The 15,863-nt window shown below is 62.7% G+C and carries 18 protein-coding genes and 1 pseudogene; 16 read left to right on the plus strand and 3 right to left on the minus strand.

What is annotated here, in order from left to right:
* Positions 1-8: 8 nt before the first annotated feature.
* Entirely contained in the window at positions 9-1,166 is a 1,158-nt protein-coding gene (locus PWP93_RS04720; RefSeq protein WP_421043647.1) for an enoyl-CoA hydratase/isomerase family protein, read from the plus strand.
* 60 nt (positions 1,167-1,226) lie between these two features.
* Here PWP93_RS04720 and PWP93_RS04725 read toward each other — a convergent pair whose 3' ends face one another.
* Entirely contained in the window at positions 1,227-1,652 is a 426-nt protein-coding gene (locus PWP93_RS04725; RefSeq protein WP_421043648.1) for a hypothetical protein, read from the minus strand.
* Between the two features lie 352 nt (positions 1,653-2,004).
* Complete coding sequence (locus PWP93_RS04730; RefSeq protein WP_421043649.1) at positions 2,005-3,102, minus strand: IS5 family transposase; 1,098 nt, start codon at positions 3,100-3,102, stop codon at positions 2,005-2,007.
* Positions 3,103-3,355: 253 nt separating this feature from the next.
* Between PWP93_RS04730 and ssuD the strand changes: the two genes are divergently transcribed.
* The 5 genes and pseudogenes from ssuD to PWP93_RS04755 all read left to right on the plus strand — a co-directional run bounded on the left by ssuD (position 3,356) and on the right by PWP93_RS04755 (position 6,810).
* Complete coding sequence (gene ssuD / locus PWP93_RS04735) at positions 3,356-4,513, plus strand: FMNH2-dependent alkanesulfonate monooxygenase (protein WP_421043650.1); 1,158 nt, start codon at positions 3,356-3,358, stop codon at positions 4,511-4,513.
* A gap of 92 nt (positions 4,514-4,605) precedes the next feature.
* Positions 4,606-5,454: an aliphatic sulfonate ABC transporter permease SsuC gene (ssuC, locus tag PWP93_RS04740; RefSeq protein ID WP_421043651.1), complete on the plus strand. Its 849-nt coding sequence runs from the start codon at positions 4,606-4,608 to the stop codon at positions 5,452-5,454.
* Entirely contained in the window at positions 5,451-6,410 is a 960-nt protein-coding gene (locus PWP93_RS04745; protein WP_421043652.1) for an ATP-binding cassette domain-containing protein, read from the plus strand. The genes ssuC and PWP93_RS04745 overlap by 4 nt, the downstream gene beginning before the upstream one ends.
* Positions 6,368-6,469 (plus strand): annotated as a pseudogene (locus PWP93_RS04750) (TOBE domain-containing protein); the annotation flags it as partial. The gene PWP93_RS04745 and the pseudogene PWP93_RS04750, both read left to right, overlap by 43 nt.
* 98 nt (positions 6,470-6,567) lie before the next feature.
* On the plus strand, positions 6,568-6,810 hold the full coding sequence (locus PWP93_RS04755; protein WP_421043653.1) for a DUF6566 family protein: 243 nt from the start codon (positions 6,568-6,570) through the stop codon (positions 6,808-6,810).
* A 45-nt stretch (positions 6,811-6,855) separates the two neighbouring features.
* On the opposite strand, the gene PWP93_RS04760 is transcribed toward PWP93_RS04755, so the two are convergent.
* The gene (locus PWP93_RS04760) at positions 6,856-7,227 is read right to left on the minus strand and encodes a DUF805 domain-containing protein (protein ID WP_421043654.1); all 372 of its coding nucleotides are present in this window, start codon (positions 7,225-7,227) and stop codon (positions 6,856-6,858) included.
* A gap of 580 nt (positions 7,228-7,807) precedes the next feature.
* Here PWP93_RS04760 and PWP93_RS04765 point away from each other — a divergent pair.
* From PWP93_RS04765 to PWP93_RS04810, 10 genes are all read left to right on the plus strand, one after another.
* Positions 7,808-9,178, plus strand: a complete 1,371-nt coding sequence (locus PWP93_RS04765) for a tyrosine-type recombinase/integrase (RefSeq protein WP_421043655.1) — start codon at positions 7,808-7,810, stop codon at positions 9,176-9,178.
* Between the two features lie 31 nt (positions 9,179-9,209).
* Positions 9,210-9,527, plus strand: coding sequence for a type II toxin-antitoxin system RelE/ParE family toxin (locus PWP93_RS04770; protein WP_421043656.1), 318 nt, complete (start codon positions 9,210-9,212; stop codon positions 9,525-9,527).
* Positions 9,528-9,530: 3 nt separating this feature from the next.
* Complete coding sequence (locus tag PWP93_RS04775) at positions 9,531-9,812, plus strand: helix-turn-helix domain-containing protein (protein WP_421043657.1); 282 nt, start codon at positions 9,531-9,533, stop codon at positions 9,810-9,812.
* 100 nt (positions 9,813-9,912) lie between these two features.
* Positions 9,913-10,344: a hypothetical protein gene (locus PWP93_RS04780; RefSeq protein WP_421043658.1), complete on the plus strand. Its 432-nt coding sequence runs from the start codon at positions 9,913-9,915 to the stop codon at positions 10,342-10,344.
* Complete coding sequence (locus PWP93_RS04785) at positions 10,337-10,672, plus strand: hypothetical protein (RefSeq protein ID WP_421043659.1); 336 nt, start codon at positions 10,337-10,339, stop codon at positions 10,670-10,672. The genes PWP93_RS04780 and PWP93_RS04785 overlap by 8 nt, the downstream gene beginning before the upstream one ends.
* A 303-nt stretch (positions 10,673-10,975) precedes the next feature.
* Entirely contained in the window at positions 10,976-11,377 is a 402-nt protein-coding gene (locus tag PWP93_RS04790; protein WP_421043660.1) for a hypothetical protein, read from the plus strand.
* Positions 11,378-11,499: 122 nt separating this feature from the next.
* Positions 11,500-12,969 carry a hypothetical protein gene (locus tag PWP93_RS04795; RefSeq protein WP_421043661.1) on the plus strand — a complete coding sequence of 490 codons (1,470 nt, stop codon included), beginning with the start codon at positions 11,500-11,502 and terminating at the stop codon, positions 12,967-12,969.
* Between the two features lie 139 nt (positions 12,970-13,108).
* On the plus strand, positions 13,109-13,327 hold the full coding sequence (locus PWP93_RS04800) for a helix-turn-helix domain-containing protein (RefSeq protein WP_421043662.1): 219 nt from the start codon (positions 13,109-13,111) through the stop codon (positions 13,325-13,327).
* A complete protein-coding gene (locus PWP93_RS04805) occupies positions 13,328-13,771 on the plus strand; it encodes a helix-turn-helix domain-containing protein (RefSeq protein WP_421043663.1) in 444 nt (147 codons plus the stop codon).
* Positions 13,765-15,744 (plus strand): AAA family ATPase, encoded by a 1,980-nt coding sequence (locus tag PWP93_RS04810; RefSeq protein ID WP_421043664.1) that lies wholly within the window; start codon positions 13,765-13,767, stop codon positions 15,742-15,744. The genes PWP93_RS04805 and PWP93_RS04810 overlap by 7 nt, the downstream gene beginning before the upstream one ends.
* The last annotated feature ends 119 nt before the right edge of the window (positions 15,745-15,863 follow it).

The raw sequence follows: 15,863 nt of genomic DNA on the forward strand, positions 1-15,863 counted from the left end.
CGATTGTCATGTCACAGGAAGTCACCGCAAACGCCTTTGCCGCCGATGCAGCGCAGTACGTGCTCACGCAGGTTGCGAACCGCATCGGGTTGATCGAGTTCGATCGCCCGCGGGCGCTCAACGTGCTGACCACGGCGATGATTCGCTCGATGCAGGCCGCGCTCGATGCCTGGCGCGACGACCCCGACGTGCTCGCCGTGATCGTGCACACGCGTCATCCGCGCGCGTTCTGCGCGGGCGGCGACATCCGCTTTCTCCATGAGTCGTACCGCGCTGGCGATCACGCTGCAGTCGATACGTTTTTTATCGAGGAATACCGGCTGAATCATGCAATCTTCAGTTATCCGAAACCTTATATCGCGTTGCTGAATGGCGTTGTGATGGGCGGCGGCATGGGGATTTCGCAGGGCGCGCATCGCACCGGCGGACTGCGCGTGGCAGGCACCACGACACGCATGGCGATGCCCGAGACGCGCATCGGGTTCTTTCCCGATGTCGGCATGGGCTGGTTCCTCGCGCGCACGCCGGGTGCGCTCGGGCGCTATCTCGCAGTGACCGGGGAGACGATCGACGCCGATAGCGCGCTCTATGCCGGTCTCGCCGATGTGTTCATCGACGAGGCGGCGTGGCCCGCGCTGCTCGATGCACTGCTGACTGAGTCGTTCGCAACGGGCGAAGCGGTCGTCCAACGGATTCGTGCCGCTGCCGCATCGAGCGAGGAGGTGCGGCGCAATGCAGCGTGTTCGGCGCTGGCCGTTGCGCGCGCGTGGATCGATCAGCATTTTTCGCGGCCTTCGGTGGCGGCGATTCTTGCGTCGCTGGAGAGCGTGCAGCACGGCGCGAAGGATGTGCAAAGCGATTGGGCCGAGCAGATCGTGGGGGTGTTGCGGGAGCGCTCGCCGTTGTCGATGGCGGTGTCGCTCGAAGCGGTGTCGCTGGCGGAGGGCTCGATGGCCGACGTACTGCGCCGCGATCTCGATCTCACGCGATCGAGCTTTGCCCAGGGCGACGCAATGGAGGGCATCCGCGCGCGCATCATCGACAAGGACAATGATCCGCACTGGCGTTTCGCGCGTATCGAGGATGTGCCGCCCGCCGACGTGCAGGCGATGTTCAAGAGCCCCTGGAATGCCGCCGGGCATCCGCTGCGGGCGTTGCCGGATTAGACTCGCCGGCGGGCGCTGCGCGCGGCGCGCCTGCTACTTTCGCCGCGCATGAGCGCCGCTTCAGTCTTCGCTGGTTTCGCTCATGAAGGCGCGCATGAACACGAGTGCGCCCCAGCCCCAGACCGCATTCGACGCGAAGCCCGTGGCGACGCGAGGCAGCATGTTGCCGCTCGGCCAGATGCCGCGCAGCGGATCGACCACGAACAGCATGGCGGCTGTGAGCACGATGCCGCCGAACACGAACGCCTGCACCCAGGGAGCGGGGCGCGACGGCGAGATGCGCAGCAGCCACGTCATCGGGATGGCCCACAGCGCGCTCCAGATCGCGTTGACGAGGAACTCAGGCAGGCCGATGGGAGCGAACGGCTCGGTGGAGAAACCGGCGGCATCGATGACTTGCGCCGCGTGAAGCAGCGCGAGTGTTGCTTCGCGAAAGAACAGCGAGGCCAGAAAGCCGGATACGAACGGCAAAATCAGTTTTTGCATGAGGGTGCGCGAGGATTGCGTGGCGCGGACCGCGCGTGCCTGAAATGAAAAGGCGTAAAAGCGCGGCCGGCCGGATTATTGTCGATGTGTGCGCCATTATATCGGCGCGCCGCGCCATTGCACCTGTGTATGTTAAAGCGTCGCGTAAAGCACGAAAGTGGAAAACCTAAGCTCAAAAAAATCGTTCAAAACGCTTAGCAGGTTGCGGAAATACACCCCGACGGAAGCTGCCTTTCTCGATTTGCGCGACCGCCGTCGCTAAATCTTTCGCATTGTGCGATTTCAACGCGAATCAACTGTTTTAAAGCGGTCTGAGGCCGACTTCTGGCCTCATTGCCGCTCTTTCCCGCCGCTATGGGCGGACTTCTGCCAGCGATCGCATGCGCACGAGGTTGTAGGCCGCCATGTTCAACACAAACATCTGGTCCACCTTCTTCAAACCGCGCACCATCACCTGACGCATGCGTCCCACGGTCTTGGCCCAGCCGAAGCCTTGTTCTATCAACTTGCGCTTCTGCTGCGAAATGGCGTAGCCCACGCTCGAGGCAATCGTATCGGGCACCGCCGAACGTCGCCCCGCGGTATTTTGCGCAACGTGCGGTGTGACCTTCATCTGCTGGCACGCCTCGATGAATTCCTGGGCGTCGTAACCCTTGTCTGCACCCAACGTCACTTCTGCGTTCGGATCCTTTGCTGCTTGCCGCGCGTCGTGGACCATGATCTTGGCCGCTTCACGCTCGGCATGCCCGTCGGCGCGTGTCACGCGCGCATTGACCACCAGGCCGTGCCGGTTATCGGTCAGCGTATGGCCCATGTACCGCAATTCGCTGGCCGTTTTGCCTTTGCGATAGAGCTGCGCATCAGGGTCGGTTCTCGACTGATGTGTTTCGTTGCTGCGTTTCTCGCCCTTGAAGTCGCCTGCGCCACCACCATCGTTATCCTGATCGTCACCGTTCTTGCGTACGAAGCTCTTGTGTCCGGCCCACGCCTGGATCAGCGTGCCGTCCACGCTGAAATGCTCACCCGAAAGCAGACACTTCTTCTCGGCAATGGCCACCACTTCGTTGAAGAATTCGATGACCGCATCGTGCTTGATCAATCGCTCGCGGTTCTTCGTGAAGACCGTGGGCACCCACACCTCATCATCCATTGCAAGGCCGATGAACCAGCGAAAAAGCAGGTTGTATTGCACCTGCTCCATCAGCTGGCGCTCGGAACGGATGCTGTAAAGCACCTGAATCAGCATGGCCCGCAGCAACTTCTCTGGCGCGATGCTCGGTCGACCGCCCTTTATGTCGGATTCGTACATCCCGGCGAACAGCCGATCCATCTTCCCCAGCGCTTCGTTCGCCATCACGCGGATCGAACGCAACGGATGCGACTTCGGAACGAACTCGTCCAGCTTGCGTACAGAAAACAGACTCTCGGTAAACGTGTCGGCGCCGCGCATGATCTCGATGTGGCAAGTGGAAGTCCATCTATCAACGTTTGACGAACGCTCCGCGATGACGTGTTTCAGCGGTACTTCAGCAACCTGTTAGGGCGATCCCTAGACTGGGTCTCCATGAATACGGCGCCACCGTTGTGGCCCCGCCGATTTAATCGACTCCGCCGGTTTGACCGGTGTTCCGGTCCTTGCCGTCGCATGGGGCCGCGCCTCGAACTTTTCCGTCTCACGGCTCGAACAAAAGCAGGAGCAATGCATGAATGTTTTCTGGTTCATCCCGACCCATGGCGACAGCCGTTATCTGGGTACGGCCGAAGGCGCGCGCGCCGCTGATCTCGCCTATTTCCAGCAAGTGGCCGTCGCGGCCGATACGCTCGGCTATGAAGGCGTTCTGCTGCCGACGGGCCGTTCATGCGAAGACGCTTGGGTCGTGGCATCGAGTCTGATTGCCGCGACGCGGCGCCTGAAGTTTCTCGTTGCGATTCGCCCGGGCCTTTCGTCGCCGGCGCTTTCCGCACGCATGGCCGCGACTTTCGATCGCCTTTCGAATGGACGCTTGCTCATCAACGTAGTGACGGGAGGCGACGCCGCCGAACTCGAAGGCGACGGGGTGTTCGTCGATCACGACACGCGCTACGAAATCACCGACGAATTCCTGCATATCTGGCGCAAGCTGCTTGCCGCTTCGCACACCAGCGAGGCGATCGACTTCGAAGGCAAGCATCTGAGTTCGAAGGGCGGCAGGGCGCTTTATCCGCCGGTGCAGCATCCACATCCGCCGCTGTGGTTCGGCGGCTCGTCGCCGGCTGCTCACGATATGGCGGGCGCGCACATCGATACCTATCTGACGTGGGGCGAACCACCCGAGGCCGTCGCGAAGAAAATCGCCGATATCCGCGCACGGGCCGAGCGGCACGGCCGCAAGATCCGCTTCGGCATTCGCATGCACGTGATCGTGCGCGAGACCGAAGAGCAAGCATGGGCAGCGGCGGAGCGCCTCATCAGTCGTCTCGACGACGACACCATCGCGCGTGCGCAGGCGGCGTTCAACAAGATGGATTCGGAAGGCCAGCGCCGCATGGCCGCGCTGCACGGCGGCAAGCGCGGCACGCGCAAGGAACTGGAGGTGCATCCGAACCTGTGGGCGGGCGTGGGCCTTGTGCGTGGCGGCGCGGGCACGGCGCTGGTCGGCAATCCGGAGCAGGTTGCCGAACGCATGAAGGAATACGCGCAGCTGGGTATCGAGACCTTCATTCTTTCGGGCTACCCTCATCTTGAGGAATCCTACCGCTTCGCAGAGCTCGTGTTTCCGCTGTTGCCGGGACGCCGCACGAAGACGTCTGGTGGTCCGGTCTCGGGTCCGTTCGGCGAGGTGGTCGGTAATCAGTATTTGCCGAAGGTGGGCCAGAGCTGATCCACGATCGACTGGCTTATCGGTTTCCAGATGGAGGCGAACGCGAATTCAATATCGCCCGAACCGCGCAATATGATCAGGATGACATAACGATGAATCAAACCGCTGTAACTGCCGCCGGCGCGGCCATTGATCCACGTGGGGGGCGGCCATTCGCCTTGGTTGGGCGCAAGGCGTTCGCACGCGTCGCGCCCTGGCTCGTGCCGCTCGCGATTCTGGCCGCGTGGGAGCTGGCCGCACGCAGCGGTGTGCTTTCCACTCGCGTGCTGCCCGAACCGCTCGCGGTCGTGAAGGCCGCGTGGTCGCTCGTCGAATCGGGCGAGATGCTGCAGGACGTGCGCGTGAGCACCTGGCGCGCGATTTCGGGTTTCGCGATCGGCGGCGGCATCGGCCTCGTGCTCGGTCTTGCCACCGGGCTCTTCAAGTCCGCCGAGACCGCGCTCGACTCGACCATCCAGATGATCCGCAATATTCCCGCGCTCGCGATGATTCCGCTCGTGATCCTCTGGTTCGGCATCGAGGAGCAGGCGAAGGTGTTTCTCGTCGCGCTCGGCGTGTTTTTCCCGGTGTATGTGAATACTTTTCACGGTATCCGCTCGGTCGACGCGAACCTCATCGAAATGGCGCGCAGCTATGGCCTCAGGGGCTTTGCGCTCTGTCGCGAAGTCATCCTGCCCGGCGCACTGCCGTCGATTCTCGTGGGCGTGCGCTTCGCGCTCGGATTGATGTGGGTGACGCTGATTGTCGCGGAAACGATTTCCGCGCAGTCGGGCATCGGCTACATGACGATGAACGCGCGCGAATTTCTTCAGACCGATGTGGTGGTGGTCGGCGTTCTGCTCTACGCCGCGCTCGGCAAGCTCGCCGACTGGCTCGCCAAATGGCTCGAACGTGCTGCGCTGCGCTGGCACCCCGCTTATCAACAAGGGAGCGATGCATGAACGCAAGCATGTTGGCGGTTCATTTCGGCGGCGTCGCGGGCCGTGATCTCGAAGCTGAGATCGAGTTGCCGCGCACCCAGGAGCGCGAAGCGCACGAGGCGGACGCGCGGCATGGCGCGCAGCGCACTCAAGCCGGCGAACAGGATCGACGCGCGCCGGTAACGACAGAAACGGCGACTGCGCGCAGTGACGCGCGCACGCACGACCCGGCCGTCGAATTGCGCCGCGTGGGCAAGCGCTATGGCGAGCGCGTCGTGCTCGATGGCTTCGACCTCTCGATCGAACGCGGCAGCTTCGTGGCGATCGTGGGACGAAGCGGCTGCGGGAAATCTACGCTGCTGCGCCTCGTTGCCGGGCTCGAAGCGCCCGATGCCGGCGAGCTGACGCGGCGCGACGAGCGTGGCGCGTCGCTCGAGACGCGCCTGATGTTTCAGGACGCACGGCTGCTGCCGTGGAAAACCGTCCTCCAGAACGTGATGCTCGGGCTTGGGCGCGGTGCGCGCGACGACGCTCGCGCCGTGCTCGATGAAGTCGGGCTGCTTGCACGCGCCGACGAATGGCCCGCGCGGCTCTCGGGCGGGCAGCGTCAGCGCGTGGCGCTTGCGCGGGCGCTGGTGCACCGGCCGCGCTTGTTGCTGCTCGACGAGCCGTTCGGCGCACTCGATGCGCTCACGCGCATCGAAATGCATGCGCTGATCGAGCGCCTCTGGCGCGAGCATCGCTTTACTGCGCTGCTGGTCACCCACGACGTGCATGAGGCCGTCGCGCTGGGCGACCGCATTCTGCTGGTGGAGCAGGGCTGCATCGCACTCGACCAGCGCGTGCCGCTCGAACGTCCTCGCGCCCGCGCGGACGCGCGCTTTGCCGGGATCGAAGCGCGCGTGCTCCAGCGCGTGCTGGGCAGCGAGACGCCACGACGGTCATCACGACGCGCTCGATCGACGAACTCGAACTGAAGGTCGGCTCGGAAGTCGTTGCGCTCGTGAAGTCGACGGAGGTGTCGATCGCGCGGTTGTCAATCGCTGGCGGGCGGCTTCGGGGCTTGCGCGCAGAGTTGTGCGCCCGGCGTGGAAGTGGGAGGATGGATCACCTGGCCACGACGGAGAGACGATCATGGAGCCGAAAGGCATCGACATGGGTGACTATGAGGAGCGCTACAAGGACTACGACATCGAAGTGGCGGTTGAGCAGGTGCTCACGGGCGTGAAGGCGCACTTTCGCGTGCTCAAGGAAGGCGCTCTGGTAACGGACTGGCAACTGGTCCATATCGACCGCCTGTGGTCGACCGAGCATGCGGCGGCCGAGGCGGGCTTCGAGGCGGCGCGTGCGTGGATCGACGGCAACGCGGTGCAATGAGGTTTATCGCGTTGCCGGTAGGGCGCCGTCTGGTAAGGTGCGTGCTCAGAAGGCACTCGCCTCGCTTTTGCGCGGGTCCGGATAAAAGCGTGTTCCATTGAATTTATCAGGGCCGACAAATAGCAGCAGCACGATGCCGATCTGGCCCAGCGGCATGGCGGCCATCAACCACCACCACCAGCCGCTCATGCCAATATCGTGGAGCCGGCGCACCATTGCGGCAATGGGAACCCAGAGTGCCACGCACGCAATCACCATGCCGAGAATCGTGGCCGCAAGCGTACTGCCGAGCCCGTCTTCGGGCATGAAAACGTCGAGCGCACAAACGAATATCAGGAAGAGCAGCATCGTGATGGCGTACTCGCGGCGCGTGGCGCGGCCAGAAAGCGTGAAGCGTCGTTCGAGCCATTTTTCCATGGTGTCGATATGTCCGTCGTCGGGTGCGTACTATTGGGATCGTCTTGCTGTGGGAAGCGATTTTACGCACGGATGACGATGGGATGTCATCGATTTCATCGAGTTTATTGATTTGGCATCCTGCATATTATTCGCTATGAATAGATTTGCTGAAACTACTCATTTTGCATACAGTGAAGGCTTGCTTGGGGCATTGAGGCGTCGAGTCGCCAGGCAGTCGCTAATATGATCGAGTCCATAAGGAGTCCATGGAATTGATCATTTTCTGAGTTAATGGCGGGGAGGAGCGGGACGAGTATTCGAAAACCAGAAAGCAAAAAGCCCAGTTCAAAGGAACTGGGCTTTTTGCTTGAATTCTTGGGGTGGCTGATGGGACTCGAACCCACGACGACAGGAATCACAATCCTCTCAAGCCAGCATTTACCGGTGTTGACCGAGATTTACGAAATTCACTGAAGCTTAGCTGTGGTGGGTGTTACAGCGAACATTGCCTACATATTCCTGTTGAACCGCGTTGATTGATTGACCTATACTTTGCCTACACGGTGCCTACATAGATTCGGCCCCAACAGGACAGGCAATGGCAAAGGTCAATTTCACGGCGGAGCGGGTGGCCTCGTTCGAAGCGGTGCCCGGCAAGACGCAGACGATTCACTGGGACGCCAAGGTTCCGGGGCTCGGCCTGCGCGTGACGCTCGCCGGCGCGCGTTCCTACATCTTCGAATCCCGTCTGTTCGGCAAGACTGTCCGCGTCACCATAGGCGACGCCCGCGCGGTATTGCTGGGGAAGGCCCGCACCGAGGCCGCGCGCCTGAAAACGGTAATCGATGACGGTAAAGATCCGCGCGAGCAGGCCGCCGAGCAGCGCGCCGCCCATGAAGCCCGGAAGGTGGAGGCTCGTCGCAAAGACGTGACGCTGACAGAAGCATGGAAGGTGTATATCGAGGCTCGCCGCTCGAAGTGGAGCGAGCTGCACTACCGCGACCATGTAACCCTCGCCAGTGCTGGCGGCCAAGAGAAGAAGCGCGGTAAGGGGCTGACCGAACCGGGCCCGCTCGCTGCGCTCATGCCGCTGAAGCTGTCGGACCTGAGCGCCGAGCGCATGGGCCAATGGCTGGCGGATGAGGCTGCCCAGCGCCCGGCTCGCGCCCGCCTTGCCTTCAACCTGCTGCGCATCTTCGCGACGTGGTGCGAATCGAAGGCCGAATATCAGGGGCTTATCGACTCGCAGGCCGTCGCCACGCGCCTTTCGAGAGACGCCCTGCCGAAGCAGGCAGCCAAGACCGATTCCATTCAGCGCGAGCAACTGGCCGCGTGGTTCGGCGCGGTCCGCCAGCTCAGCAACCCGGTCATGGAAGGCTATCTGATTGGCCTGCTGCTAACCGGCGCGCGCCGCGAGGAACTGGCCGAGCTGCGCTGGGACGATGTGGATTTCCGCTGGCGCAGCCTGCACCTGAAAGACAAGGTGGAAACCGAGACGGGCCGGATTATTCCGCTGACGCCTTATTTCGCCACCGTGCTGCGCGAGCTCAAGCGCATCAACGACACGCCGCCGAACGTGCGCCAGATGCGTAGCCTCGCGGCCAAGGGCGAAACGTGGCAGCCGTCGGAATGGGTATTCGCCAGCAAGAAGTCGGGCGATGGCCGGCTGGCCGCGCCGAACAACGCCTTGCATCGCGTCTGCGTGATTGCCGGCATTGCCCCGGTGACGTTGCACGGCCTGCGGCGGTCATTCTCGAGCCTTGCGGAGTGGACGGAACTCCCGTCCGGCATCAAGGCGCAAATCATGGGTCACAAGCCGTCTGCCATCGCCGAGCGTCACTACAACGTTCGACCGCTCGACCTGCTGCGCGCGTGGCACGACAAGCTGGAGGCCTGGATTCTCAAAGAGGCTCACATCGACTTCAAGCCCGAGCAGAACCAACAGGGCTTCCAGGCGGTCAGTCAGTGATGTGCAAATATAGCAAAAAAGAGATAAACTGATGACGTGGCATGTTGAGTTGATACCCGAGGCCGAAGCCGAATTGCTGGCACTGCCGCCCGATATGCGCGCCCGATTCCTGCATATCGCGGAAATGCTGGCGGAGTTCGGTCCGCAGCGCGTCGGGATGCCCCATGTGCGCCCGCTGGAGGGCAAGCTGTGGGAAATCCGCATGACGGGGCGGGATGGCATCGCGCGGGCGATATACGTTACGAGGACCGGGCAGCGGCTGGTTGTGTTGCACGTGTTTGTGAAGAAGACGCAGAAGACCCCGCGCCGTGCCATCGAAACGGCTTACGCCCGGATGAAGGAGGATTGAACGATGACTGACCTTGCAACCCTGAAGAAACGTCTGCTGGCGGACCCGGCTACCCAGGCCGAGTATGAGGCGCAGGCGCCGGAATTTGCCGTCGCGCGTGAACTCATTGCCGCGCGCGTGCGTGCCGGACTGACTCAGGAACAGGTGGCCGAGAAGATGCAGACGACCCAATCGACCATCGCACGCATGGAGAGTGGCCGCACGATGCCATCGCTGCGCACGTTGTCCCGCTACGCCGAAGCGACGGGAAGCCGCGCCGTAGTGCGCCTGGAGGCCGCGAAGTAGTTTGACCGACGCCTGACGGCTTCAGGCAAAAGCGGCGGCCAGGGTGTTGGCGCACCATGACCGCCTGACCACAACACGGCCTATATAGGAGGTCCGTATCATGGCTAAGGTCAATTCTACCGGGCAAGAGCGCACATTCCGCGAAGTCGTCGTCAGCGCGAGTCCGATTGTCGATTTGGAAGTTTCATCACGACTCGACTTGTCGTTCACTGCAACACAAGACGGTCCTGGAATCAGGTCGAATTGGTGCGTCCCGCACGATAGGAACGGGTACTGGCACGATGGCATCAGGGTTGGCAGGCGGTATTTCGCTGAGATTGCGGAGCTTGCCGCTAAGGATGAGCACGAGGCGTTCTATGCCATTCTTTGCGCCATCACGTCCAGAGAGTGGAACCACACTCAAGACGGTTCGGGATGGGGTATAGAGCAGGGCTTCTCTGAACGCCTGGCCGCTGCGGCAATTCTCGGGCTGCGCGCAGTGACGAGTGGCGCCGCGCTCTTTGACCCGAAACGCGAGGCGCGCCATGAATGACGAAAAGGTTCTGACGCACCCGGCTTTTGACCGGCCACCCGTGCTGAATGCCCGACGTCGCGGGCCGACCCCGCGCGGCATTGCGATGATCCGGCGTGAGCGGTTTGAACGAGGCTACGCCAAGCAGAAGGCGCAGCAAATCCGCCAGCGAACAGCGCAGCTTGAGCGGTTCATCTATATGGCTGAGGATATTGCCGATGAGGTTGGTCCCCTGATACAGCAGGTCGGGACCGGCACAGAGCACGCCGCTTACCTCATTCTCAGGCAGGCTTTGCAGCAAGCGGCCGACATCAGTGGCGCTCTGGTGAGAGGTTCGGACCATGGCTAATCGCAATGCTGACGAGGCCGCAGCGTTTGCACTCGAAAATGTCGGCGTCATACTGCGGGCAGGATTCCTCAGCCTGCAAGATGCGTCTAAGACAAAGTGCAACTCTGCACAGAGGGCGGCGCTCGCCCGTATTGAGATATGTCTCGCGCGAGCGTACGAGGAACTGAGCCAACTGGACGCACCTCTGGCCCGACGCTTCACGTCAACCACTGCCGACGTTTTGTCCTTCGAGAGCGCCCGGCGCCGTCGGCAATAACAGGCACTACGGCGCGCAACGGCGCCGTCCTTATTGAGGAGCCGACTATGAGGCTCGAACTGTACGAAACACGCGACCGCGCCTATGGAATCTGGCATCGCGCGCCGTCGATACGCCGCTACCTTTGCAGCGAGCAAGCCGAATCACTGACGATGGTGGACCTCGACTCCGTCCTCTTCACGGAGTACGACAACGCCGGGAAGGTGCCGCTGGCGCTTGTCGAGGTCGCTAGGGACGTTGGGCAGGAGAAGCCGGCGCCCGCAGCGAACCCGAGCAATCCGAACTGGGACGACATCGAGAGTTTCCGCGTGCGGCGCATGTGGCCACGCCCGGAGGCCGGCTGGCGGATTCTCACTCCCGGGCAGTGGGCCCGCGCGCTCGTGCAGATACGTGGCTGGCAGATGCGAAGGTTTGAGGCCAGAGAGGCAGCGAACGACGACCGTTATTGATTGGCGCGTTGGTTGTAGCATCGTGGTTTGCTCCTGCCTAGCTCGACGGGGCGAAGAGCCGGACACCTTCACCGGCCTGGCAGGGGCTCCCAATTTGAAGGTTCGCACGTGAAGGTGTGCGGATGGCAAAGCCGAATTGGCCTCACTGGGCAAGCCCGAACATGCAGTTCTGGACGCCCGAGCAAGCAATCTCCCTCTCGCTCCACATCGACCCTGACCAGCCCGTTCCCGAACACTTGCGCACGTCCTACGCGGAGCGCCTGCGTGAGCTACAAGGTGCCATCGAGGCAAAGTACGACCTGCTGAGGGTGCGCAATGGGAAGGTCGAGCGATTCGACTTCGTCTTTTGGGCGAGTCAGCGCGAAGAGTGGGAAGTGCCGGACGAGCTCGGCAGAATCGCAGCAGACGAACCGATTCAGGAGCAACGCGAGCGGCGATCGGCGCGGCATGCTGCCGAAATCCACGAGAACCGATACCGGGCGGTGGGTGAGTATGCGCAGCGAGCGTCATTCGATGTGGCCGAATTGGATGCGTGGGCGGTGGCGAACCGAGTCCCCGGCTCATTTCGTACGCTGCTGACGCCGGACAGTGTAGGCGCGGATCTTCCTTCCGTCCGTCGCTTTCAGCCCTGCTCATCCCTCTTGGTACTGATTGCGTCGGCATTCGTGCCGGCAGACATGGAACCGCATGAAGCGCAGGCGCAATTGCTGGCGGTTGGCGATACCGGCGAATACCCAAACACGGTGAGGCGACTCCGCGACCTCATCATGGGACGTTACGAGCGCCTGCTGCTGAGCGCGGTCTACGATGGCGAGCTCAACCTGTACGACACGCTGACGCTTACCAAGATTGACGTGACCGCCAGCCGACTCTGGTACGAGGCGAACCCTGGCGCCTACGTTCAGGCCGCACCCACGCGCGATATGGATTCCACGCAAGACACGGATGCCAAAGTGTGCCCCGAGAAATTTTCCCTGTACTGGCTCAATACGAAGCTCGACGAGGATGCCGCATTTGCTGAACAAGCGTTGGCCGTGCTCGGTCGGATAAGTGAACAACGTCCGAAAGTGCTTCGTGACACCACCACGAAGGCATCGGCGGCAAGCGCTTTGGTCAATGAATGGCTCGTCAATCGAGATTTGCCTTGCTACAGGCGAGGCCGCGCCATTGATGACTTCGCCGCGGAGATTGTGGAGCCGGAAACCAGCGACTTGTCCGAAGCGATAGAGATTCTTGAGGCGTCCATTGAACTGCATCGAGACGATGTCGTGAGGTTGCTCCAACGAGAGGGTATTCGCGTGCCGACGTATCTGTGGCGCGATGGGGCATTGGAGGTCAATGGCGAGCCAGTATCCACCCACGAAACCGTGGAACAACGTCAAATGCGCCGCTTGGTCCGTTTTCGCGAGTTGGGCGGGAAACTGGATAAGGTTGGTGGAGGCGGTTGGCGGCTCAATGGACGGCGCGGGGCACTCGCGGACTTATCGCGCGAGGAAAAAAGTGCTGGACGCCCGCGCCACGACGCCAGTGACGTGCGAAAAGAACTTGAAAAGGCCGTAGCGGCTGAAAATCGGGAGCAAATCGGGAGTTGATTCGGGAGCCTCCCGAAATAGGAACCTATCAACGCCGAAGCACAAAGCCGAACACGGCGGAATCTTGGGCGTTGAAACGAATTCGGCACGTTGTCAACGTCCAAGGCTACCCGCGAGAGGCTAGTAATTGGACGTTGATATGACCACCATCCATAGCACTCCCGTCAGTCCCGCCGCACGCCACATCGAGGCAGTTCTGCCGACCGACGAAGCGGCCGCCGCGCTAAACCGCAAGCCGCAAACCCTTCGCAAATGGGCCTGTCTCGAAAACGGCCCCATCCGTCCCGTCCGCATCAATGGACGCCTTGCCTGGCGCGTTTCTGAAATCCAGGCATTGCTGAGCGGCGGGGTGGCGTAAATGGACAAGAAAAACGCCCGCCAGCCGAAGCCAACGAGCGCGAACGAACATCGCAATTCTAATGGAGTCCTGCCGACACGCGTAAATACCGTCACAGCGTCGTTTCTGGCTGCGCTGCTGGAAGGCAACACGCTGACCGGTATGGAGGCCGTGTTTAGCCAATCTACGACGAGAGCCGCCGCATGGGTGCATTACCTTGAAGGCAAATACGGCTGGACCATCGAGCGCCGCGAGGTTGCGGACGGGACGAACGATGGCCGCATCTCGTGGGTAACGCGCTACTGGCTGAGCGACGAGTCCATCGAAGCTTCGTTTGCTGCCGGCGCTCGTGAATGGATTGACCGGGTGCAAGCCGCCACCAGCAAGCGACGTGCGAACGTCGGCGAGGTGAAAGCGCGAGCCGCTCGCATCAATGCAGGGCGCGGCACGGGGGCCACATGGTAAACGGTCACGACGCCGCGCGTGCCCGTGACGCCTTGTTTGCGCTCGACGCCGGTTGCCCGCGCAATGAGTGGGTGAGCGCCGGCATGGCTGCGAAGGCGGCGGGCCTGTCCGAGGATGATTTTCTCGAATGGTCGGCTGGCGGCGCGAACTACAGCGGTGAGCGCGATGCCCGTTCAGTATGGCGCAGCATCAAGGCAGACGGTGGCATCGGGTCGGGCACGCTGTTCAGGATGGCGATGGATGTTGGTTGGCGCGATCCACGCGCGCGCAACGGCACGCCAGCGGCACGGGTAGCGGTCGCGAAATCGCCGAAGGCTGACGCGCCCCGGAAGCCGCGCACCGACCTCGCCGCCACGTTCGACGGCTATCCGGCCGCCAGTGCCGACCATCCCTACATCGTGGCGAAGCGCGGAAGCCCTGACGGCCTGCGTGTGGTGCCAGCCGATGACACGTTGACCATCGGCGGCGAGCGCGTAGCTGGCTGGCTGGCGGTCCCGGTGCGCTCGTTCGATGGGATGCTCTGCACAATGCAGTTCGTCCCGCCGCCTGGTGCCGGGAAGAAGCTCAACGCGCCGGGCGCATCGTTCAATGACGGCCTGTTCGTGGTCGGGGAAATTGCGACCGACGGCACCCTATACGTTTGCGAGGGAATCGGGCAGGCCTGGGCGTGCGCAAAGGCGGACTATCACGCCGCCGCCGTGGTCACCTTTGGCGCAGGGCGCACGCGCTCCATCGCAAAGGTGCTGCGCAAGCGCTTTCCGGCCGCGCGCATCGTCATCGTGCCCGACTGCGGCAAGGAAGCGGATGCCCAGGAGATAGCCCGCGAGATTGCCGGTGCGTGGGTCGAACTGCCCGCCAGCAAGCCGGGTAACTACGACGCGAACGACTACGAGGCCGAGCACGGCACCGAGGCGCTGGCGGACCTGCTGCGCGCCGCGAAAACGCCGCCCATGCGATACCGCCTCCAATCGGCTGACGACCTGCTGAGCGCGCCGTCGCTGCGCTGGATGGTTCAAGGCGTGCTGCCCGCTTCAGGCTTCGGCGCTGTCTATGGGCCGTCCGGCTCGGGCAAATCGTTCCTGGTGCTCGACCTGTGCGCCGCCATCGCGGAAGGCGCCGAATGGTTCGGGCGGCGCGTCCACGCGGCTCCCGTGACGTACGTGTGCCTTGAAGGCGAGGCCGGGCTTGGCAAGCGCGCAAAGGCGTGGAGCATCCGCCAGCGTTGCAACCTGCCGGACCGTCTGCGCTTCGTCACGCAGGCGCTCGACCTGCGCCAGTCTGAAGACGTTGTTGACCTGTGCGCGGCGGTGCTGGCGGCGGGCGGGCGAGACGGGCTGCTCGTCATCGACACGCTGAACCGTGCTGCGCCTGGCACCGACGAGAACTCAAGTGCGGACATGGGACAGCTCATCGAGGCGTGCAAGGAGGCACAGCGCAGGCTCGGCGGTCTGGTGCTGCTCGTCCACCACACCGGCAAGGATGGCACGAAGGGCCTGCGCGGACACAGCAGCCTGTACGCCGCGCTCGACGCCGCAATCGAGGTCTCACGCAACGACGGCCGCCGCGAGTGGAGCGTTGCGAAGAGCAAGGATGACGCCGACGGCGGACGCCATGCCTTCGTGCTGCGCGTGGTGGAACTCGGCGACGACGAGCACGGCGAGCCGGTTACGTCGTGTGTCGTGGAGGCTGACGAGAGCACTGCGGAAGTGCGACGCGTGAGGCTCCCGCAAGGAGGCAATCAGCGTATCGCGCTCGATGCGCTCGCCGAGCCGCTGCGCCAGTCTCGCGACTTCGGCAAGGGTGACGCTGCACCGAACCAGCCGTGCCTCGAAATAGAGGCCGCTGTCCGGCTGGTTGCATCGAGCCTGACCTGTGAGCCACGAAAGCGAAACGAGCGTGCCAGGGCGGCCGTAACCGGCCTCGTTGCCAACGGTGTGTACGGTTCCAAGGACGGCTGGCTATGGCGCAAGTAACCCACTTCCCACCCATCCCGGAGTCCCTCCCGTTCCCGCCCGTATCTATATATACGGAGCGGGAGAAAACGGGACCCAGAAACTCCCGGAACGGGACGAAACGGGAAAAAACGGGACAC

It is taken from the genome of Paraburkholderia sp. A1RI-2L (assembly GCF_048957375.1).
Taxonomy (GTDB): domain Bacteria; phylum Pseudomonadota; class Gammaproteobacteria; order Burkholderiales; family Burkholderiaceae; genus Paraburkholderia.